The following is a 21,490-nucleotide window of genomic DNA, read 5'->3' as shown; positions in this document are numbered from 1 at the left end:
ACCCGGCGTCCTGCCGGGTTACCCACGGATTCAAGCCTGCGTTCGGCCAGCGTGGTTTAACGGGGCGCCTGAGATCACAAGCAGATCAAGATCACGAGCGACTCGCTTCGCATCGTGGTTACGGATACCTATGCCCCGATAGCAGAGTGTCAGTCGGTCAATTCTTGGCTGATACACCGCTATCGGGGGCAAGCCCCCTCCCACAGGGGATCTGCGGTGTATGAAAAAGGCGACCCGAAGGTCGCCTCGTTCAGCTGCGCCTTGATCAGAACTCGTGATCGGCGCTGTCCGGGTTCAGGTCGCTGATGCCCAGCTTGCCTGCGGCGGCTTCGATCGAACCGGTCTGCTTGACCAGCGCAGCGATGGCGTCACGCACGATCTGGTTGCCTGCATCGTTACCGGCTGCGATCAACTGGTCGTAGTGCTCGCCCTTGTCGGCGTGGTCGACCATCACCTGGATCTTCGCTTCGGTCGCCGCCAGGTCAGCCTTGAGGGCTGCATCGGCTGCCGGGTCGGCTTTGGCGACCAGGGACGACAGGCTCGGGCCGGTCAGCTTGTTGCCGTCGACGCGGGTGTACTCGCCCAGGTAGACGTTGCGGATGCCTTTGGCGTCATAGAAGTGCGAGTAGTGGGTGTTGTCGCTGAAGCAGTCCTGCTCGTCTTCCGGCGAGTTGGCCTCCAGGGAGACCTTCATGCGTTCGCCGGCCAGCTCGCCAAGCGACAGGCTGCCCATGCCGAACAACATCTTGCGCAGGCCGTCGGTAGCCGGTTCCGACTCCAGGGTGGCGCGGTAGTTGTCTTCGACGTTGGGCTTCCAGTTGCCGACCATTTCCTGCAGGTCGCTGACCAGCAGTTGGGTCACGGCACGCAGGTAGGTGCGACGACGCTCGTTATGGCCGCCGGTTGCACCGTCACCGGTCATGTAGTCCGAGGCTGGACGGTTGCCCGCGCCTGGGCCGGTGCCGTTGAGGTCCTGGCCCCAGAGCAGGAATTCGATGGCGTGATAGCCGGTGGCGACGTTCGCTTCGGAGCCGCCCAGCTCATTGAGGCTGGCGAGTTTTTCCGGGGTGATCTCCTTGACGTCGACCTTGTCTTCGCCGACCTGGATTTCGTTGTTGGCGATGATATTGGCGCTGGCGCCCGGGTTACCCAGTGCGTGCTCGTAGGATTTGTCGACGTAGTCGATCAGCCCCTCGTCCAGGGGCCAGGCGTTCACCTGGCCTTCCCAGTCGTCGATGATGGTGTTGCCGAAGCGGAACACTTCACTCTGCAGGTAAGGCACGCGCGCGGCGATCCAGGCGGTACGGGCTGCCTTGAGCGTGTCGTCGTTAGGGTTGGCCAGGAAGGTGTCGATGGCGGTCTGCAGGGTTTTCGCGGTGGACTCGGCGTCGCTGTACACCGCAAACACCATGTCGGCGTAATGCGCGACCACGGCCTTGGCGGCCGCTTCGTCGACCTGGCCTGCAGGCGTGGCAGCCGCTGGAGCGGTAGTGCTGGCAGCGGCAGGCGCCTGAGGCGCGGCGGCCTTGTCTTTACCTTCGCCGCAACCGGCGAGAGAAATAGCAATGGCCAGCAGACTGGCGGTGGCCAGGGGCATACGAATCATGGCGAACATCCTGCTTCGGTTGTTGATAGGGCGCGCGGGGGCGCAAAAGCTGCGACATAATGCGAAAGATTTGCATTTTGTGTAAAGGCTTATACGCGGGAAATATTTGGTATCGTTCTGCCCGCTCAAAGAATCGCCGCGTTATCGCGTTCCGATTGCTTCAGGAAAGCCGCCAACTCCCGGGCCTGCAGCGGTTTGCTGTAGTGGTAGCCCTGGCCTTCATGGCAACCCTCGGAGATGATGTAGGCCTCTTGCTCGGCGGTCTCTACGCCCTCGGCAATCACCTGCATGCCCAGGCTTTTGCCCAGTTGGATGATCGCTCGCACGATGGTCGCGTCGTCGTCATCGTCCAGCAGGTCCTGGACGAAGCTCTTGTCGATCTTGATCTTGTCCAGCGGCAGGCTTTTGAGGTAGCTCAGGGATGAGTAACCGGTGCCGAAGTCATCGATGGCGATCAGCGCCCCCGAACGGCGCAGGCTCAACAGGTGCTGGGCGGCGGTGCTGATGTCTTCCATCAGGCCGGTTTCGGTGACTTCCAGCTCCAGGCTGCGCGGCGGCAGGCGGTAAATCTGCATCAGGTTGTTGACCACGCGCGGCAACTCGGTGTGGTGCAGTTGCACCGTGGACAGGTTGACCGCCATGCGCAGTTCGGTGAAGCCCAGGTCATGCCATTCGCGCAGTTGGCGGCACGCCTGATCCAGCACCCATTCACCGATGGGAATGATGGTGCCGTTCTGTTCCGCCAACGGGATGAACAGGTCCGGTGGAACCAGGCCGTGTTCCGGGTGCTGCCAGCGAATCAGCGCTTCGACACCGACCACGCGGTGATCGCGGTAACTGATCTGCGGTTGATACACCAGGTGAAACTGGTCACGGCTCAGGGCATCGCGCAGGTCTTTCTCCAGCTCGCGGCGCCGACGCATTTCGCTGTCGACGCTGGCGATGTAGAACTGGTAGCGATTGCGCGAGCGGCTTTTGGCCAGGGTCATGGTCTGTTCGGCTTTCTGCAGCAGTTTCTCCGTGCTGTCGCCATCTTCCGGGAACAGGGTGATGCCGATGGTGGCGCGCAGGCGAATCTGGTCCTGATCCAGGGCAAACTCCGCTTCCAGGTCATCCAGGATACTTTGCGCAAGTTCCGCCGCTTCGTAGGGCTGGTCGATATCGGCTTGCACCAGGGCGAACTGGTCGCCCCCCAGGCGGGCGAGCGCGCCCAGGCGCCCACTGTGGGCGCGCAAACGATCGGCCAGGGCCAGCAGCAACTTATCGCCATTCTGATAGGTGAACTGCTCGTTGACGCTCTTGAAGTCATCCAGCCCCACGCACAACACCGCTACGCGACGCTGGCGCCGGCCGGCATCGGTGAGGATCCGGTCCAATTGCTCCTGCAGCTTCTGCCGGTTCGGCAGGCCGGTGAGAAAATCATACTGGGCCATGCGCAACAGGCTGGACTCGGCCTCGTGGCGCAGGTGGGTATTGCGTTCGATGGATTCGAGCAACTGGTTGGCGGTGTTTATCCACAGCCCCAACTCGTCGCGCTCATGGCCCTTGATCTGCGGGATCTTGTGCTCGCTGGGCCGGTCCGGGTTGATCGACGTCAAGTGCCCGATAATCCGCGAAAGCGGTTTGGTCAGCAGCCAGTGATACACCAGGTACAGCACCAGCCCCATGGCCAGGGCGCGCAGCACCCCGGAAATAAAGATGATCACCGAACTGACCAGGAAGCCTTCGCCGTAGGTGGCGGTGTCGAGGGTAATGCTCAGGTCGCCGTAATACTCGCTGTAGGGGCCCTTGCCTACCAGTGGAGTGGTAAAGGTGCGTTCCTGCCCAAGAATCAGGTCGGTCAACCAGCGGCTGGAAGAAGGCTGCAAGGTGCGGCTTTTTTCCGCGAGCATGGTCTCGTTGGGGTGGCCGATGGATGCGACGCGTACGGCGTCATCCTGAAACAGGCCTTCGATCACCTGCATGCCCATTTCGCGGTCCAGGCTGTAGACGGCCTGGGTCGAGGGGTCGCGAAACATGTCGAGGATACGTTGGGCATCGCCCGCTACGGCCTGGCGCGTCTTATAGGCATCGAAAACGATCTGCGCCACGCTCAGCGCCACGCCCACGATCAGTGCCGAGAGCAAGACAACCCGTAGCAACTTCACCGACAAGCTGTTTTTGAGTTCCAGCTTCAAAGGGGCATTCCTTGTCTCATGCGGGTGGCCTTCAATATGCCATGAGTATTGGCAATCTGGGGAGGGCAGTCAAAGGAACATTGGAGCAGCAGGCACCTTCAAGGCTGGAGGGGAGAAAAAACCAAAAAAAACGGCGGATGTGCTCCGCCGTCTGACTGTTCGACCAGGATGCCGCATGCCAACGTGGCTGGCATCGCGGGCGCAGTTGTCAACTCACTGAAAAGTCGATCTTTGGCGGCGCCGGTGGCATGTTGTCCTCGCCGGGGCCTTCTGGTGCTTTCGCGCCACCGTCATCACCGCCGCCGCCTGCACCACCGGCAAGACCTTTCATGAGGCCGCTGATGAGTTGCATCGCCATCTGCCCGCCTGCTTTTCCGATTTCTTCCATCTTTTTTCTCCAGAAGAGCGCGAGAGGGTTATTCCTCTCACTCACTGCGTGGCATATTCCCTTCTGCGAGTTCCACCACTGCCGGTAGCTGGCTGCTGGTGAGCGCCCATGAAAAAGCCCGGCAATGGCCGGGCTTTTTCTACTGCAAGCGTTGCTTAGGCAGTGAAGGTCTTGCCTTCGAACTGCTCAGCCACGAACTTCCAGTTGACCAGGTTCCAGAACGCTTCCACATACTTTGGACGCACGTTGCGGTAGTCGATGTAGTAGGCGTGTTCCCAGACATCGCAGGTCAGCAGCGGGGTGTCGCCGTTGGTCAGCGGGTTGCCGGCGCCGATGGTGCTGGCCAGGGCCAGGGAACCGTCAGCCTTTTTCACCAGCCAGCCCCAGCCGGAACCGAAGGTGCCGACCGACGTCTTGGTGAACTCTTCCTTGAACTTGTCGAACGAACCGAACGCAGCGTTGATGGCTTCAGCCAGAGCGCCGGTAGGTTGGCCGCCGGCGTTTGGCGCCAGGCAGTTCCAGTAGAAGGTGTGGTTCCAGACCTGAGCGGCGTTGTTGAAGATACCGCCCGAAGAAGACTTGACGATTTCTTCCAGGGTCTTGCCTTCGAACTCGGTGCCTGGCACCAGGTTGTTCAGGTTCACGACATAGGTGTTGTGGTGCTTGTCGTGGTGATACTCCAGGGTTTCCTTGGAGATGTGCGGCTGCAGGGCATCGTGTGCGTAGGGCAGCGGCGGCAATTCGAAAGCCATGATGATTCTCCTAATCAGGTCAGTTGCGGTGAGCGCAAGGCCGATCACGGGCGGCCAAACAAGCGCCGGCGAGTCTGTACTCTTTGCGGCGCAAGTCCGGGATCATAGCACCGGGGGTGCGGCAAAACCACGCAACAACTGTGTGGGATAGAGGTTCCAGAGCCTTTTGGAATAAGTTCATGGCGCGCTGATCAGTTGGTAGGCCACGGTGAACATCATTACGGCCACCAGCAGGTCGAGCAGACGCCAGGTAGCCGGGCGCGCCAGCCACGGCGCCAACCACGCCGCACCCAAGGCCAGGGTGGTAAACCACAGGAACGACGCACTGGCCGCGCCGGCGACGTAGGCCCCGGGCTCCGTCTGTTGTGCGCCCAGTGAGCCGATCAGCAGCACGGTGTCCAGATAGACATGGGGGTTGAGCAGGGTCACCGCCAGCGCGCTCAACAGCACGGCGCGCAATGAGCGGGTCTTGAGGCTGGCGTCCTGATCCAGACGTTGCGTCGAACAGGCCCTGCGCAGCGCGCACGCGCCGTACCACAGCAGAAACGCCGCGCCGCCCCAGCGCGCCACCCCAAGCAGTATCGGGCTCTGCGCCAGCACGGTGGCCAAGCCGAATACCCCGGCCGCCACCAGCAGCGCATCGCAGATCACACACAGGGCGGCGACCGGCAAGTGATGTTCGCGGCGCAGGCTTTGCGCCAGGACGAACGCATTCTGCGTGCCGATTGCCATGATCAGTCCCAGGGCCACCAGCAACCCGTTCATATAGCTTTGCCACATAGCGCCAATCCTCAAGTCATGCTCAAACGATGCTGGCTAGGGTGGCGGTCGAGCCTGTATAAGAAAAACCAATATTGCTGATCGCTCATTAGGAAAACTGATGTTCGACTATAAATTGCTTTCCGCTTTGGCGGCCGTGGTGGAGCAGGCCGGCTTCGAGCGCGGCGCACAGGTACTGGGGCTGTCGCAGTCGGCCGTGTCCCAGCGCATCAAGTTGCTGGAGGCGCGCGTCGGCCAGCCGGTACTGGTGCGGGCGACCCCGCCGACCCCCACCGATATTGGCCGGCGCCTGCTCAACCATGTGCAGCAGGTGCGCCTGCTGGAGCGCGACCTGCAAAGCCAGGTGCCGGCGTTGGACGAAGAAGGCATGCCCGAGCGCCTGCGCATCGCGCTGAATGCCGACAGCCTCGCCACCTGGTGGGCGCTGGCGGTCAGCGATTTCTGCAGCGAACAGCACCTGCTGCTGGACCTGGTGGTGGAAGACCAGACCGTGGGCCTCAAACGCATGCGTGCCGGTGAAGTGGCGGCCTGTATCTGCGCCAGCGAGCGCCCGGTTGCCGGCGCCCGCAGCCTGGCCCTTGGCGCCATGCGTTACCGCGCATTGGCCAGCCCCGCGTTTATAACGCGGCACTTCCCGGCCGGGGTACAGGCCGACCAACTGGCCGGTACGCCGGCGCTGGTGTTCGGCCCGGATGATTTCCTGCAACACCGTTACCTGGCTTCGCTGGGAGTGACCGGCGGTTTCGAGCACCATTTATGCCCGTCATCCGAAGGCTTTATCCGCCTGATGGAAGCCGGCCTCGGCTGGGGCCTGGTGCCTGAATTGCAGGTGCGCGACGCGCTGGAAAAAGGCCTGCTGGTCGAATTACTGCCAGATAAGCCCATCGATGTGCCGCTGTACTGGCATCATTGGCGCAGTGGCGGGCACCTGTTGGGCCTGTTGACCGAGCATCTGGCCCGGGTCTGTGGGCAATGGTTGGTGCCGTTGAAGTGATGGCGTGCGTCAAGGCAACAGCGATGAAAAACGAAAGAACATGGGGTAGTGCATGAAAATTCTGGTCACCGGCGCAAGCGGCTTCATCGGCGGGCGCTTTGCGCGTTTCGCCCTGGAGCAGGGCCTGGACGTGCGGGTCAACGGGCGACGGGCCGAGGGTGTCGAGCACCTGGTACGACGCGGTGCCGAGTTTATCCAGGGTGATCTGAACGATGCCGACCTGGTGCGCACCTTGTGCCGTGACGTCGAGGCCGTGGTGCACTGTGCCGGTGCGGTCGGGCTGTGGGGCAAGTATCAGGATTTCCATCAAGGCAATGTGCTGGTCACCGAGAACGTTGTCGAAGCGTGCCTCAAGCAGCGGGTCGGGCGGTTGGTGCACCTGTCCTCGCCCTCCATCTACTTCGATGGGCGCGACCACCTGGGGCTGACCGAAGAGCAAGTCCCCAAGCGCTTCAGGCATCCCTATGCCGCGACCAAATACCTGGCGGAGCAGAAGGTGTTCGGCGCCCAGGAATTCGGCCTCGAGGTGCTGGCCCTGCGCCCGCGTTTCGTCACCGGCGCCGGTGACATGAGCATCTTCCCGCGCCTGTTGAAGATGCAGCGCAAGAACCGCCTGGCCATCGTCGGGGACGGCCTGAACAAGGTCGACTTCACCAGCGTGCACAACCTCAACGAGGCGCTGCTCAGCAGCTTGCTGGCTCCCGGTTCCGCACTGGGCAGGGCCTACAACATCAGCAACGGCACGCCGGTACCGGTGTGGGACGTGGTCAACTATGTGATGCGACAAATGGACATGCCTCAGGTCACGCGCTACCGCTCCTATGGCTTGTCCTACAGTGTGGCGGCCTTGAACGAGGCGTTCTGTGCGCTGTGGCCGGGGCGGCCGGAACCGTCGTTGACGCGCCTGGGCATGCAGGTCATGAACAAGGATTTCACCCTCGACATCAGCCGGGCGCGGCATTATCTCGATTACGAGCCCAAGGTCAGTCTGTGGAGCGCCCTCGACGAGTTCTGCCTGTGGTGGAAAGCCCAGGCTCCGGGCCACTCATAAGCCACAACCTGCAACATATCGGGAACCGAGTGGCGCAGCGCTTGTTGACCCATGCACCGGGAGCACGGTTTATACTCCCGCCGCTCGGCCCCTCGGTCGGCCATCTTATTGATTCAGGATAGATTCATGCGTAACGATGCTAAAGACGATTTCGACAACGTTCCCAGCCTGCGGGCCGATACCGGGGACGATGATGATTTCGTGCCGACAGCCGCCACCTCGGTGCGCTCGCGCACGACGCCTGTGGTCAAGGTGAAAAGGGCCAGCAACGGTCCGTTGTGGGCGTTGGTCGGCGCGTTGCTGATCGCCTTTGCGGGCCTGGCCTGGTGGAGCTTCCAGCAGATTTCCCTGATGGGCCAGCAACTGGTCGCCACCCAGGAAAGCTTTGCGCGTATCAGCGAAGAAGCGGCGGGGCGCCTGCAGGATATTTCCGGCAAGGTCGTGGCCAGCGAGGCCAATGTGAACAACGGCAGCGAAGCCCTGAAAGTGCAGATCAAACAGCTGGAAACCCAGTTGCTTGAGCAGGGCAGGCAACAAGTGGGTGTGGCCGGCCAGGCCACCGAGCTGGATCAGCGTCTGGCGCAGATGAGCGCCAGCACCGCCGAGCTGACGAGCGCCAATGCCAAGTTGCAGGGCCAGGTTCAGGCGCTGACCGATGCCGTTGCCACGCTCAAGGCGGCCCAGGGCGAGATCAAGGATCTGGCCAATGAGGTAGCGACCTTGAAGAAACAAGGCAATCCGGCTGCCGCCATCGCCCGACTCGAGCAGGACGTGCTGGTGCTCAAGAGTGCACAGGAAAACCAGCCCGCCAACACCGATGCGCCGACCAATAAAGAGTTCGACGTATTCCGCATCCAGACCACGCGCAATATCACCACATTGCAGAGCCAGGTGCAGAATTTGAACCAGCGCCTCAATGCGCCGGCGGCGGCCACGCCACTGGGTCAATGACCCGTTCTGTGGACTGTGAATGCAATCAAACTGTGGGAGGGGGCTTGCCCCCGATTGCGGTGTGTCAGTCACGAAAATATTGACTGATTCACCGCTATCGGGGGCAAGCCCCCTCCCACATTTGAACCCGTATTAGTCAGCTAAATCGCTGTCGCTCTCAGATTTGTCACCGCCCGGTGACATTTCTTGTCCCCTTCGTTACTTGCCACTCCCGCGCCCTTGTTTAGACTCCGGTCACCCCACAAAAAACAATAAGGGCCCCCCATGACCATGCAACCACTGCCTCCCAGCAGTTGGCTGAACGCGCCTGCCCATCACGCCTGGCTCGCGGCCGAAGGCCAGCGCCTGTTGACCTTTGCCAAGGCGTCGCGCCTGCCGGACGGCTTCGGCAATCTGGATGACACTGGCCAACTGCCGGCCGGTGCCCGCGCCGAAACCATGAACACCGCCCGCATGACCCACAGCTTCGCCATGGCCCACGCCATGGGGTTGCCCGGCTACGCCGATTTGGTGGCGCACGGCGTGGCGGCCCTGAGCGGCCCGTTGCACGATAGCGAACACGGTGGCTGGTTTGCCGCGGCCGATGCCCTTGATGGCAATACCGGCAAGGCCGCTTACCTGCATGCCTTCGTGGCCCTGGCCGCCAGCTCTGCCGTAGTGGCCGGTGCACCCGGCGCGCAGACCCTGTTGAACGATGCGGTGCATATCATCGACCAGTTCTTCTGGAGCGAAGAGGAGGGCGCCATGCTCGAATCCTTCGCCCGGGACTGGAGCGGCGTCGAAGCCTATCGCGGTGCCAACAGCAACATGCACGCTACCGAAGCCTTTCTGGCCCTCGCCGATGTCACGGGCGACACGCGCTGGCTGGACCGCGCGTTGCGGATCGTCGAACGTGTCATCCATGCCCACGCCGCCGGTAACCGCTTCATGGTGATCGAGCACTTCGATACCCAGTGGAACCCGCTGCTCGGTTACAACGAAGACAACCCCGCCGACGGTTTCCGTCCCTATGGCATCACCCCCGGCCACGGCTTCGAATGGGCGCGGCTGGTGTTGCACCTGGAAGCGGCGCGGCTGGCCGCCGGGTTGGTCACGCCGCAGTGGTTGCTGACCGATGCCCAAGGGCTGTTTGCCAGTGCCTGCGAGTATGCCTGGGCGGTGGATGGCGCGCCGGGCATTGTCTACACCCTGGACTGGAACCAGCGCCCGGTCGTTCGCGAACGCCTGCACTGGACCCATGCCGAAGCCAGCGCGGCTGCCCAGGCGCTGCTCAAGCGCACCGGCCAATTGCATTACGAGACCTGGTACCGGCGGTTCTGGGAGTTTTGCGAAACCCACTTCATCGACCGGCTCCAGGGCAGCTGGCACCACGAACTCAACCCACACAACCAACCCAGCAGCAAAATCTGGGGCGGCAAGCCGGACCTGTACCATGCCTGGCAAGCGGTCGTGCTGCCTGCATTACCCTTGGCACCCAGCCTGGCCAGTGCATTGGGCAGCGGATGCTATGTCACCAGGTGGTGACATTTGTACGTCCCTTTGTTACCTGCGCCGGGAAAATCCCTGTTTAAACTCCGTGCAGCGCAAGCTCTAGACTTGCATGCATAACAACAAGAAAAGGTACTCAGATGAATGCGATTAATCGCCTCGCCGTTGCTATTTCCATGGCCTCGTTGTTTCCCCTCAGTGCATTTGCCGCCGACTCCAAAGGCACGATTGAAGTAGTGCATTGGTGGACGTCGGGCGGTGAAAAGGCGGCAGTGGATGTCCTGAAGGCCCAAGTTGAGAAAGACGGCTTCACCTGGAAAGACGGTGCAGTCGCAGGTGGCGGTGGCGCCACGGCCATGACCGTGCTGAAAAGCCGCGCGGTTGCCGGCAACCCGCCAGGCGTTGCCCAGATCAAGGGCCCCGACATCCAGGAATGGGCGTCCACCGGCCTGCTCGACACCGACGCGCTCAAAGACGTCGCCAAAGAAGAAAAGTGGGACTCCCTGCTCGACAAGAAAGTCTCCGACACCGTCAAGTACGAAGGTGACTACGTGGCCGTTCCGGTCAACATCCACCGCGTGAACTGGCTGTGGATCAACCCGGAAGTCTTCAAGAAAGCCGGCATCACCAAGAACCCGACCACCCTCGAAGAATTCTATGCCGCCGGCGACAAGCTGAAAGCGGCGGGTTTCATCGCGCTTGCTCACGGCGGCCAGCCTTGGCAGGACAGCACCGTGTTCGAAGCGGTGGTGCTCTCGGTCATGGGCGCCGATGGCTACAAGAAAGCCCTGGTCGACCTGGATAACGCTGCGCTGACCGGCCCGGAAATGGTCAAGTCGCTGACTGAGCTGAAAAAGGTCGCGACCTATATGGACGTCGACGGCAAAGGTCAGGACTGGAACCTGGAAGCCGGGAAAGTCATCAACGGCAAGGCCGGCATGCAGATCATGGGTGACTGGGCCAAATCCGAATGGACCGCCGCCAAGAAAGTCGCCGGCAAGGACTACGAGTGCGTAGCCTTCCCGGGCACCGACAAGGCCTTCACCTACAACATCGACTCCCTGGCTGTGTTCAAGCAGAAAGACAAAGGCACCGCTGCCGGTCAGCAGGACATTGCCAAAGTCGCGCTGGGTGAAAACTTCCAGAAAATCTTCAGCATCAACAAGGGCTCGATCCCGGTGCGCACTGACATGCTCACTCAAATGGACAAACTGGGCTTCGACTCCTGCGCCCAGGCCGCCGCCAAGGACTTCCTGGCCGACGCCAAGACCGGCGGACTGCAGCCAAGCATGGCGCACAGCATGGCCACCAACCTGGCGGTGCAAGGCGCGTTCTTTGACGTGGTGACCAACTACATCAACGACCCGAAAGCCGACCCGGCCGACACGGCCAAGAAATTGGGCGCTGCGATCAAGTCGGCCAAGTAACGCTGCTGCTATCTGTAGGAGCGAGCTCGCTCGCGAAAAACTCAAGGTCACCGCGTTCATCTCTATGCACGCGCTATCGTTGAAGTCCTTCGCGAACACGCTCGCTCCTGCAGGGTTCGGTTCACCTGTCAGTCCTTTTTCCCTGTACTGGATTTTCCCATGAGTTCTGTTGCTGTGTTCAGCAAGGCCTCGCCGTTCGATGCATTGCAGCGCTGGCTCCCCAAACTGGTGCTGGCGCCGAGCATGTTCATCGTGCTGGTGGGCTTCTACGGCTACATCCTGTGGACGTTCGTGTTGTCGTTCACCACCTCCACGTTTCTGCCCAACTACAAGTGGGCGGGCCTGGCGCAATACGAGCGCTTGTTCGACAACGACCGTTGGTGGGTGGCGAGCAAGAACCTGGCCGTGTTCGGCGGGATGTTCATCGGCATCACCCTGGTGATCGGCGTGACGCTGGCGATTTTCCTCGACCAGAAAATCCGCCGCGAAGGTTTCATTCGCACGATCTACCTGTACCCGATGGCGCTCTCGATGATCGTCACCGGTACGGCGTGGAAATGGCTGCTCAACCCGGGCATGGGCCTGGACAAATTATTGCGCGACTGGGGCTGGGAAGGCTTCCGTCTCGACTGGCTGATCGACCCCGACCGCGTGGTCTACTGCCTGGTGATCGCCGCTGTGTGGCAAGCCTCGGGCTTTATCATGGCGATGTTCCTGGCGGGCCTGCGTGGCGTTGATCAGTCAATCATCCGCGCCGCGCAGATCGACGGCGCGAGCCTGCCGCGCATCTACTGGAGCGTGGTGCTGCCAAGCCTGCGTCCGGTGTTCTTCAGTGCGGTGATGATCCTGGCGCACATTGCGATCAAGAGCTTCGACCTGGTGGCGGCGATGACGGCCGGCGGCCCGGGCTATTCCTCCGACCTGCCTGCCATGTTCATGTACTCGTTTACCTTCAGCCGCGGCCAGATGGGCATGGGCTCGGCCAGTGCAATCCTGATGCTCGGTGCGATCCTCGCGATCATTGTGCCGTACCTGTATTCCGAGCTGAGGACCAAGCGTAATGACTAGTCTCGCCGCTAAACCTGCCATCAGCCTGAGTCGTATCGCGATCTACGCGGTGCTGATCCTCGCGGTGCTGCTGTACCTGGTGCCGCTGGTGGTGATGCTGCTCACCAGCTTCAAGACCCCGGAAGACATCAGCACCGGTAACCTGCTGAGCTGGCCCACCGTGGTCAGTGGCATCGGCTGGGTCAAGGCCTGGGGCACCGTGGATGGCTACTTCTGGAACTCGATCAAGATCACCGTGCCGGCTGTGCTGATCTCCACGGCCATCGGCGCGTTGAACGGCTACGTACTGTCGTTCTGGCGCTTCCGGGGTTCGCAGTTGTTCTTCGGCCTGTTGCTGTTCGGCTGCTTCCTGCCGTTCCAGACGGTGCTGCTGCCGGCCTCGTTCACCCTCGGCAAGATGGGCATGGCCAATACCACCACCGGCCTGGTGTTTGTGCATGTGGTCTACGGCCTGGCGTTTACCACGCTGTTCTTTCGTAACTACTACGTGAGCATTCCGGATGCGCTGATCAAGGCGGCCCGCCTGGACGGTGCCGGTTTCTTCACCATCTTCCGTCAGATCATTCTGCCGATGTCGACGCCGATCATCATGGTCTGCCTGATCTGGCAGTTCACCCAGATCTGGAACGACTTCCTGTTCGGCGTGGTGTTTTCCAGCGGCGACTCCCAGCCCATCACGGTGGCGCTGAACAACCTGGTCAACACCAGCACCGGGGCCAAGGAATATAACGTGGATATGGCGGCGGCGATGATCGCCGGGCTGCCGACCCTGCTGGTCTATGTGATCGCAGGCAAGTATTTCGTGCGCGGCCTCACAGCCGGCGCGGTCAAGGGGTAATCATGGCTACGCTTGAACTTCGCAATGTAAACAAGACCTATGGTGCCGGCCTGCCCGACACCTTGAAGAACATCGAACTGTCGATCAAGGAAGGCGAATTCCTGATCCTGGTCGGCCCTTCGGGTTGCGGCAAGTCCACCTTGATGAACTGCATCGCGGGCCTTGAGACCATCTCCGGCGGCGCGATCATGATCGGTGATCAGGATGTGAGCGGCATGAGCCCCAAGGACCGTGACATCGCCATGGTGTTCCAGTCCTACGCGCTGTACCCGACCATGAGCGTGCGCGAGAACATCGAGTTCGGCCTGAAGATTCGCAAGATGCCCCAGGCCGACATCGACACCGAAGTGGCGCGCGTGGCCAAGCTGCTGCAGATCGAGCACCTGCTCAACCGCAAGCCGGGCCAACTCTCCGGTGGTCAGCAACAGCGCGTGGCCATGGGCCGGGCGTTGGCGCGCCGGCCGAAGATCTACCTGTTCGACGAGCCGCTGTCGAACCTCGACGCCAAGCTGCGCGTCGAGATGCGTACCGAAATGAAGCTGATGCACCAGCGCCTGAAAACCACCACTGTCTACGTGACCCACGACCAGATCGAAGCGATGACCCTGGGCGACAAAGTGGCGGTGATGAAGGACGGAATCATCCAGCAATTCGGTACGCCGAAGGAAATTTACAACGACCCTGCTAACCTGTTTGTGGCAAGCTTTATCGGTTCACCACCAATGAACTTCGTTCCCATGCGCCTAAAACGCCAGGACGGTGTTCTGGTGGCGGTGCTCGACAGCGGCCAGGCCCGTTGCGAGTTGGCGTTGAACATGAATGACGCAGGTCTGGAAGATCGCGATGTGATCCTGGGCCTGCGCCCGGAGCAGATCGTGCTGGCGGCGGGCGAGGGCAATGGCGCGTCGAGCATTCGCGCCGAAGTCCAGGTAACCGAGCCGACCGGCCCGGACACCCTGGTGTTCGTGCAGCTCAACGACACCAAAGTCTGCTGCCGTCTGGCGCCGGACGTGGCACCGCAGGTAGGCGAGACCCTGACCCTGCAGTTCGACCCGGCCAAGGTGTTGCTGTTCGACGCCAAGACCGGTGAGCGATTGGGCACTGCTGCTTCATTGCCGGCACAGGGGCATGCCGGCAACGTGACCCAGTTCAAGGGCCGTTGAAGCATTTGTAGGCGCGAGCTTGCTCGCGAAGGTGGTTAACGATGACGCAGCGCTCCTGGTTTAGCGTGGCGCTCTCGGGTTTTTCGCGAGCAAGCTTGCTCCTACAGTACTGTGATTAATGGTTAACTTGTTGTTTTAGCTAAAAAATGTAACCCGCGTTAGATAAAAACAGTTTAATAACAATAAAGACGAGGATGTAGGGATGAAAAAGCAACACAACAACACTCGGCTGTTCTGCCAACTGTCAGCAGCAGCAGCCCTTGTATTGTCCGCCAATGCGATGGCGGCCGATGCGTTCAGCGCCGATTCCAAGTGGATGACCGGCGATTGGGGCGGCGAGCGTACCAAGCTGATCGAGCAAGGTATCGACATCAAGGCCGATTACGTAGGGGAAATGGGCTACAACGCCCACGGTGGCTACAACGACGACAAGACCGGTCGTTACTCCGACCAGTTCGGTCTGGGCGTAGCGCTGGACCTGCAAAAGCTGTGGGGCTGGGATAATACCCAGGCCAAGATCCAGCTCACCAACCGTAATGGCCAGAACATCTCCAACGACCGCATTGGCGACCCGCGTGCCGGCACGCTCAGTTCGTCGATGGAAGTCTATGGCCGTGGCCACATGGTGCGCCTGACCCAGTTCTGGATCCAGCACCAGATGTTCGACAACAAGCTGGACGTGAAACTCGGCTACTTCGGTGAAGGCGAAGACTTCAACACCTTCCCGTGCGATTTCCAGAACCTGTCGTTCTGTGGCTCCCAGGTCGGTAACTATGTAAACACCTGGTACAACTGGCCGGTCAGCCAGCCGGCCATCCGCGTGAAGTACAACATCACGCCTGAGTTGTATGCACAGATCGGTGCCTACAGCCAGAACCCCTCGCAGCTGGAGCACGGCAACGGCTTCAAACTCAGCGGCAGCGGTACCAAAGGTACTGTGATTCCGGTGGAATTGGTCTGGTCGCCGAAGGTCAACAACCTGCCGGGCGAATACCGCGTGGGTTACTACAAGAGCGCGGCCGATGCTCCGGATGTACGTGAAGACGTCAACGGCAACGATGCGGTCCTCACTGGCGCAAGCTTGCGTACCCGCAGCAGCAAAAAAGGCTACTGGTTCGTTGCCCAACAGCAACTCACCACGCACAACGGCGACGCTACCCGTGGCCTGAACATTGCGGCCAACGCGACCTTCCACGACAAGGAAACCAACCTGGTCGACAACTACCAGTCGTTGATGCTGGTGTACAAGGGCCCATTCGACGCGCGTCCAAAAGATGACGTCGGCATTGGCGTCGCGCGTCTGCACGTCAACGATGACGTGAAGAAGAACTCGCAGCTGCTCAATGCCGCCAATGGCATCAGCGACTACGACAATCCGCTGTACACGCCGATTCGCGAGACCGAGTACAACGTCGAATTGAACTACGGCTTCCACGTTACCAACTGGCTGACCGTGCGTCCTAACTTGCAGTACGTTGTCCAGCCGGGCGGCGTGGACAAAGTCGACAACGCGCTGGTAGCGGGCCTGAAGATTCAGTCTACGTTCTAACGCGGTTGCGATAAGCTCCTTCTCTCTGTGCGCATTTTGCGGGTAGCCATGGCTATCCGCTTTTTTTTGGGTGGCACTGTGATATTCGGAACCTGTGCACATGCATGAGCAACCGCTGCAACGCTTTTTCAAGTCCCTGCGCGAGCGTCCGGTGTTCGCCTGGGAGCGCTTTCAGATGCGCGATGTGTTGGTGATCGACCACCCGCTGTGCCAGGCGGTGTTCAGTCGCCAGGGCGCGCAACTGCTGCACTTTCAGCCCACCGGCCAGAAACCCTGGCTGTGGTGTGCGGCCAAATGGCCACAAGTCGGCGCGATCCGCGGCGGCGTACCGGTCTGCTGGCCGTGGTATGGCCGTCACCCCAGCGAAAACGCCTGGCCGTCCCACGGCTGGGCGCGCTTGATCGACTGGAAACTGCTCGACAGCAGCACCGATGACGATGGCGTGCGCCTGCATTGGCAGTTGCAGTTATGTGACTGGCAGGTGGACCTGCACGCGCAATTGGGCGAAACCCTGGAACTGCGCCTGAGCACCGAGCATCAGGACGAGCTGCCCTGTCAGTTGAGCCATGCTTTGCACGCTTATTGGCGTATCGGTCACGTTGACGAGGTAGCGCTGTCTGGGCTCGACGGCGCGCAGGGTTATGACCAGCTCAATCGCCAGGTTTGCCAGCAGGAGGGCGAGTTGCGCGTTGATGGCGGGTGCCAGCGGGTGTTCCAGCACGAGGGCGAATTGCAGCTCAAGGACCATGCCTGGCAGCGTGAACTGTGCATCGATACCGGCGACAGCGCCGACACGGTGGTGTGGCACCCCGGTAGCCGGCCGCTATTGGGCGTGAGTTTTAACGAAGCGTCAGGATTTGTGTGCGTGGAGTCGGCGATGGCCGGGGCGAGCCTGGCGCCCGGGGAGCGGGCGCATTTGAGTCTGCAGGCCAGGGCAGGGGTCTAGTGGTGTGGCTGATGGCCTCATCGGGGGCAAGCCCCCTCCCACTTTTGAATGGGTTCACAGATCAAATGTGGGAGGGGGCTTGCCCCCGATGAGGCCAGTAAAGCCAACACAGATGCCGGCTTAGTTGAACTCATCCCCCACCGGATACCGGCTGTCATTCAAGCTCTCTTTGATCTTGCGCAAGTGCGGCTGGAAATCCACGCCACGGCGCAACGTCATGCCGGTCGCCAGCACATCCAGTACCGTCAGCTGAATGATCCGCGACGTCATCGGCATGTAGATGTCGGTGTCTTCCGGCAACGGAATGTTCAGGCTCACGGTACTGGCCTTGGCCAGTGGTGAGTTCTCGGCCGTCACCCCCAGCACCGACGCGCCGTTTTCCCGCGCGATACGCGCCACTTCCACCAACTCGCGGGTACGCCCGGTGTAGGAAATGATCACGAACAACTCACCCGTGTGGGCGACCGAGGCGATCATGCGTTGCATCAGCACGTCGGCGTGGGCGGTCACCGCCAGGTTGAAACGGAAGAATTTGTGCAGTGCGTCCATCGCCACCGGTGCCGAGGCGCCGAGGCCGAAAAAGTGGATCTGCCGCGCCTGGATCAACAAGTCCACGGCCTTGCTGATCAGGGCCGGGTCCAGGGCCTGGCAGGCGCTGTCCAGGGAGGCGATGGCGCTGCCAAAGATCTTCTGGGTGTAGGCCTCGGGGTTATCATCGGCTTCCACGGCGCGGCTGACATAGGCCGCGCCGCTGGCCAGACTTTGCGCCAGCTGCAATTTAAGTTCAGGGTAACCGCTGACGCCGAACGAACGGCAGAAACGGTTGACCGTCGGTTCACTGACCGAGGCGGCCTGGGCGAGGGCGGCGATCGAGAAGCGGGTGGCCTGCTGCGGGTTGAGCAGGATGACCTCGGCGACTTTTTTCTCGGCCTTGTTCAATTCTTCGAGGCGGTTCCGGATCTGTTCCAGAAGATTTCGCACGCGGTCCATTCAGTCTTTCCTTCGGGCGACGATGCAAATAAAAAGGCGGTAACCAATCGATGAGTGGCTTCTCGCGGTGGCCTATCCTACTGAGGGTAGCGGAACACCACCACTCGCAATACGTATTGGCGGAAAATGTTGTGGTTATTACTACATTTTTCCTTGAGTGATGCCTTGAAAAAAGGTATTTGTAGCTTAACTTGATAAAAGAACAAACATCATGCCTTCGATAACCGTAGAACCCTGCACCTTTGCCCTGTTTGGCGCCTTGGGTGATCTGGCGCTGCGCAAGTTATTTCCTGCTCTCTATCAACTCGATGGCGCCGGCCTGCTGCACGATGACACGCGCATCCTGGCCCTGGCCCGCGAAGCCGGGTCCGAGCAGCAGCACATGGCCCACATCGAACAAGAACTGCGCAAATACGTCGGCAAGGAACTCGACGAAGCCGTGGCCCAGCGTTTCCTGGCGCGCCTGGCGTATGTGCATGTCGACTTCATGAAGGCTGACGACTACGTCGGCCTTGCCGAAAAGGTCGGTAGCGAACAGCGCCTCATCGCCTACTTCGCCACTCCGGCTGCCGTCTATGGCGCGATCTGCGAGAACCTGTCCAAGGTCGGCCTGGCGGAAAACACCCGTGTGGTGCTGGAAAAACCGATTGGTTCGGACCTGGAATCCTCGCGCAAGGTCAACGACGCCGTCGCGCAGTTTTTCCCGGAAAACCGCACCTATCGCATCGACCACTACCTGGGTAAAGAGACGGTACAGAACCTGATCGCCCTGCGTTTCGCCAACAGCCTGTTCGAAACCCAGTGGAACCAGAACTACATTTCCCACGTGGAAATCACCGTGGCCGAGCAGGTCGGCATCGAAGGCCGTTGGGGCTACTTCGACAAGGCCGGCCAACTGCGCGACATGATCCAGAACCACCTGCTGCAGTTGCTCTGCCTGATCGCCATGGACCCGCCGGCCGACCTGTCCGCCGACAGCATCCGTGACGAGAAGGTCAAGGTGCTCAAGGCCCTGGCGCCGATCAGCCCGGAAGGCCTGACCACCCAGGTGGTGCGCGGCCAGTACATCGCCGGCTACAGCGCCGGTAAAGCCGTGCCGGGCTACCTGGAAGAAGAGAATTCCAACACCCAGAGCGACACCGAGACCTTCGTTGCCCTGCGCGCCGATATCCGTAACTGGCGTTGGGCCGGGGTGCCGTTCTACCTGCGCACCGGCAAGCGCATGCCGCAAAAGCTGTCGCAGATTGTCATCCACTTCAAGGAACCGTCCCACTATATTTTCGCCCCCGAGCAGCGCTTGCAGATCAGCAACAAGCTGATCATCCGCCTGCAGCCGGACGAAGGTATTTCCTTGCGTGTGATGACCAAGGAGCAGGGCCTGGACAAGGGCATGCAACTGCGCAGCGGTCCGCTGCAACTGAATTTTTCCGACACCTATCGCAGCGCACGCATCCCCGATGCCTACGAGCGTTTGCTGTTGGAAGTGATGCGCGGCAATCAGAACCTGTTTGTTCGCAAAGATGAAATCGAAGCCGCGTGGAAGTGGTGTGACCAGTTGATCGCCGGGTGGAAAAAATCCGGTGATGCGCCCAAGCCGTACGCGGCGGGTTCCTGGGGGCCGATGAGCTCGATTGCACTGATCACGCGGGATGGGAGGTCGTGGTATGGCGATATCTGAATTGAAACTGCCTCAGGGCGTCACTGCCCATGAGTACCGCACGCCCGTGTTGTTGGCGGACGGCCTGGCCAATGACGTGGCCGAGCAACTGCGCGCGGCCATCAGCGCCCGTGGCGCGGCGACGTTGGTCGTGTCCGGCGGCCGCAGCCCCGTGGCGTTCTTCCAGAACCTGGCCAGGCAGGTGCTGGACTGGTCCAGGGTCACCATCACCCTGGCCGACGAGCGCTGGGTGCCGGTGGAACACGCCGACAGCAATGCTGGCCTGTTAAAGCAGCACCTGTTGCAAGGCCCGGCGGCCGAGGCCAGGTTCCTCAGCCTGTACAGCGCTGCCGCCAACCTCGAAGACGCTGCCGAGCAGGCCGATCGCCTGCTGGCCGAGTTGCCGGCGATCGATGTGCTGGTGCTGGGCATGGGCGATGACGGCCACACCGCTTCGCTGTTTCCCGACAGCCCGAACCTTGCCCAGGCCTTGCAGGCCGACGGTACCCGCCGTTGCTGGCCGATGCTGGCGCCGACCGTGCCGCACCAGCGCCTGACCATGAGTCGCGCGTTGCTGGCGACGGCCCACTACACCGTACTGTCGATTTCCGGCAGTTCGAAGTTGACCACCTTGAGCGCCGCGCTGGCCGGTGACGATGTCGCCGCCATGCCGATTCGCGCGTTTTTGCAACCTACATTAGAGATTTACTGGTGCCCATGAGCCAAGGATCAGCCGCTATGAAAAGCCCTCAACCGACCGTGTCCATGGCGGATAAAGTTGCCCTGATCGACAGCCTATGCGCCAAGGCGCGGATCCTGCCGGTGATCACCATCGCCCGTGAACAGGACATCCTGCCGCTGGCCGATGCCCTGGCCGCCGGTGGCCTGACCGCATTGGAAGTGACCCTGCGTTCCGAGTTCGGGCTCAAGGCTATCCAGGTGCTGCGCGAGCAGCGCCCTGAACTGTGCACCGGTGCCGGCACTGTGCTGGACCGTCATATGCTCGAAGCGGCAGAAGTGGCCGGCTCGCAGTTTATCGTCACCCCCGGCATCACCCGCGACCTGCTGGAAGCCTCGGTACACAGCCCGATCCCGCTGCTGCCCGGCATCAGCAATGCGTCCGGCATCATGGAAGGCTATAGCCTGGGTTATCGCCGCTTCAAGCTGTTCCCGGCCGAGGTCAGCGGCGGTGTGGCGGCGATCAAGGCCTTGGGTGGCCCGTTCGTTGAAGTGAAATTCTGCCCGACCGGCGGCGTCGGCCCGGCCAACATCAAAAACTACATGGCGTTGAAAAACGTGATGTGCGTGGGCGGTAGCTGGATGCTTGATCCCGAGTGGGTCAGGAACGGCGACTGGGCGCGCATCCAGGAAGTCACCGCCGAGGCGCTGGCGCTGCTGGATTGATCTGATTTATCGAATCGTTGTTGCTGTGCTTAATGGCATTTTTGCGGTGCACTTGGTCGGTGTACCGCTTTTTTTTGCCTGTAGATCCAGGCCACCACACATTCCAATGTGGGAGGGGGCTTGCCCCCGATGGGCCGACCAGGATGTTGTGTCGATCCTGACCCAAGTGTGGGAGGGGGCTTGCCCCCGATGGCGGCCTCTGGGCCGACCAGGATGTTGGATTGGAATGAGTACATATCCGTTTCTGCGGTAACGGCCACT

Annotated in this window: 19 protein-coding genes; 13 read left to right on the top strand and 6 right to left on the bottom strand. The window is 61.1% G+C overall.

What is annotated here, in order from left to right:
* Window positions 1-265: 265 nt before the first annotated feature.
* The 5 genes from BFP96_RS19515 to BFP96_RS19495 form a co-directional block, all read right to left on the bottom strand.
* Entirely contained in the window at window positions 266-1,606 is a 1,341-nt protein-coding gene (locus tag BFP96_RS19515; RefSeq protein ID WP_065887655.1) for an imelysin family protein, read from the bottom strand.
* Window positions 1,607-1,731: 125 nt separating this feature from the next.
* The gene (locus tag BFP96_RS19510; RefSeq protein WP_065895048.1) at window positions 1,732-3,783 is read right to left on the bottom strand and encodes a putative bifunctional diguanylate cyclase/phosphodiesterase; all 2,052 of its coding nucleotides are present in this window, start codon (window positions 3,781-3,783) and stop codon (window positions 1,732-1,734) included.
* Between the two features lie 208 nt (window positions 3,784-3,991).
* Window positions 3,992-4,171, bottom strand: coding sequence for a hypothetical protein (locus BFP96_RS19505; RefSeq protein WP_065936845.1), 180 nt, complete (start codon window positions 4,169-4,171; stop codon window positions 3,992-3,994).
* A 155-nt stretch (window positions 4,172-4,326) separates the two neighbouring features.
* Window positions 4,327-4,923, bottom strand: a complete 597-nt coding sequence (locus BFP96_RS19500; protein WP_003175739.1) for a superoxide dismutase — start codon at window positions 4,921-4,923, stop codon at window positions 4,327-4,329.
* Between the two features lie 177 nt (window positions 4,924-5,100).
* Window positions 5,101-5,703: a LysE/ArgO family amino acid transporter gene (locus BFP96_RS19495; protein WP_065887663.1), complete on the bottom strand. Its 603-nt coding sequence runs from the start codon at window positions 5,701-5,703 to the stop codon at window positions 5,101-5,103.
* A gap of 100 nt (window positions 5,704-5,803) precedes the next feature.
* On the opposite strand from BFP96_RS19495, the gene BFP96_RS19490 reads away from it, so the two are divergent.
* The 10 genes from BFP96_RS19490 (at window position 5,804) to BFP96_RS19445 (ending at window position 17,178) form a co-directional block, all read left to right on the top strand.
* Entirely contained in the window at window positions 5,804-6,697 is an 894-nt protein-coding gene (locus tag BFP96_RS19490; protein WP_065895045.1) for a LysR family transcriptional regulator ArgP, read from the top strand.
* A 52-nt stretch (window positions 6,698-6,749) separates the two neighbouring features.
* Window positions 6,750-7,748 (top strand): NAD-dependent epimerase/dehydratase family protein, encoded by a 999-nt coding sequence (locus BFP96_RS19485; RefSeq protein WP_065896420.1) that lies wholly within the window; start codon window positions 6,750-6,752, stop codon window positions 7,746-7,748.
* 126 nt (window positions 7,749-7,874) lie between these two features.
* Window positions 7,875-8,699, top strand: a complete 825-nt coding sequence (locus BFP96_RS19480) for an ATPase (protein ID WP_065895043.1) — start codon at window positions 7,875-7,877, stop codon at window positions 8,697-8,699.
* A gap of 264 nt (window positions 8,700-8,963) precedes the next feature.
* Window positions 8,964-10,223 (top strand): D-mannose isomerase, encoded by a 1,260-nt coding sequence (locus tag BFP96_RS19475; RefSeq protein WP_065936844.1) that lies wholly within the window; start codon window positions 8,964-8,966, stop codon window positions 10,221-10,223.
* Between the two features lie 104 nt (window positions 10,224-10,327).
* Entirely contained in the window at window positions 10,328-11,614 is a 1,287-nt protein-coding gene (locus BFP96_RS19470; protein ID WP_065887671.1) for an ABC transporter substrate-binding protein, read from the top strand.
* Between the two features lie 159 nt (window positions 11,615-11,773).
* Window positions 11,774-12,682, top strand: a complete 909-nt coding sequence (locus tag BFP96_RS19465; protein WP_065887673.1) for a carbohydrate ABC transporter permease — start codon at window positions 11,774-11,776, stop codon at window positions 12,680-12,682.
* Window positions 12,675-13,520: a carbohydrate ABC transporter permease gene (locus tag BFP96_RS19460; RefSeq protein ID WP_065887675.1), complete on the top strand. Its 846-nt coding sequence runs from the start codon at window positions 12,675-12,677 to the stop codon at window positions 13,518-13,520. Before BFP96_RS19465 ends, BFP96_RS19460 begins: the two co-directional genes overlap by 8 nt.
* A gap of 2 nt (window positions 13,521-13,522) precedes the next feature.
* Window positions 13,523-14,683, top strand: a complete 1,161-nt coding sequence (locus BFP96_RS19455; RefSeq protein WP_065895040.1) for an ABC transporter ATP-binding protein — start codon at window positions 13,523-13,525, stop codon at window positions 14,681-14,683.
* 202 nt (window positions 14,684-14,885) lie between these two features.
* Window positions 14,886-16,232 (top strand): carbohydrate porin, encoded by a 1,347-nt coding sequence (locus BFP96_RS19450; RefSeq protein WP_065936843.1) that lies wholly within the window; start codon window positions 14,886-14,888, stop codon window positions 16,230-16,232.
* A gap of 100 nt (window positions 16,233-16,332) precedes the next feature.
* Window positions 16,333-17,178 (top strand): D-hexose-6-phosphate mutarotase, encoded by an 846-nt coding sequence (locus BFP96_RS19445; protein WP_065936842.1) that lies wholly within the window; start codon window positions 16,333-16,335, stop codon window positions 17,176-17,178.
* 120 nt (window positions 17,179-17,298) lie between these two features.
* Here the strand turns inward: BFP96_RS19445 and BFP96_RS19440 are convergent, their stop codons facing one another.
* Window positions 17,299-18,159, bottom strand: coding sequence for a MurR/RpiR family transcriptional regulator (locus tag BFP96_RS19440; protein ID WP_170039859.1), 861 nt, complete (start codon window positions 18,157-18,159; stop codon window positions 17,299-17,301).
* 220 nt (window positions 18,160-18,379) lie between these two features.
* Here BFP96_RS19440 and zwf point away from each other — a divergent pair, with 220 nt between their 5' ends.
* From zwf to BFP96_RS19425, 3 genes are read left to right on the top strand one after another with little or no spacing between them, the layout of a single operon-like run.
* Window positions 18,380-19,846, top strand: coding sequence for a glucose-6-phosphate dehydrogenase (gene zwf / locus BFP96_RS19435; RefSeq protein WP_065887684.1), 1,467 nt, complete (start codon window positions 18,380-18,382; stop codon window positions 19,844-19,846).
* Window positions 19,833-20,546 carry a 6-phosphogluconolactonase gene (pgl, locus tag BFP96_RS19430; RefSeq protein WP_065936841.1) on the top strand — a complete coding sequence of 238 codons (714 nt, stop codon included), beginning with the start codon at window positions 19,833-19,835 and terminating at the stop codon, window positions 20,544-20,546. The genes zwf and pgl overlap by 14 nt, the downstream gene beginning before the upstream one ends.
* A 17-nt stretch (window positions 20,547-20,563) precedes the next feature.
* Window positions 20,564-21,229, top strand: a complete 666-nt coding sequence (locus tag BFP96_RS19425) for a bifunctional 4-hydroxy-2-oxoglutarate aldolase/2-dehydro-3-deoxy-phosphogluconate aldolase (RefSeq protein ID WP_065887687.1) — start codon at window positions 20,564-20,566, stop codon at window positions 21,227-21,229.
* Window positions 21,230-21,490: the final 261 nt, after the last annotated feature.

This window comes from Pseudomonas sp. 34 E 7, from assembly GCF_900005715.1.
In the GTDB taxonomy this organism is placed as follows: Bacteria; Pseudomonadota; Gammaproteobacteria; order Pseudomonadales; family Pseudomonadaceae; genus Aquipseudomonas; species Aquipseudomonas orientalis_A.
Note: the sequence above shows the minus strand (reverse complement) of the source record. Positions and strands in the feature narration are given on the sequence as shown.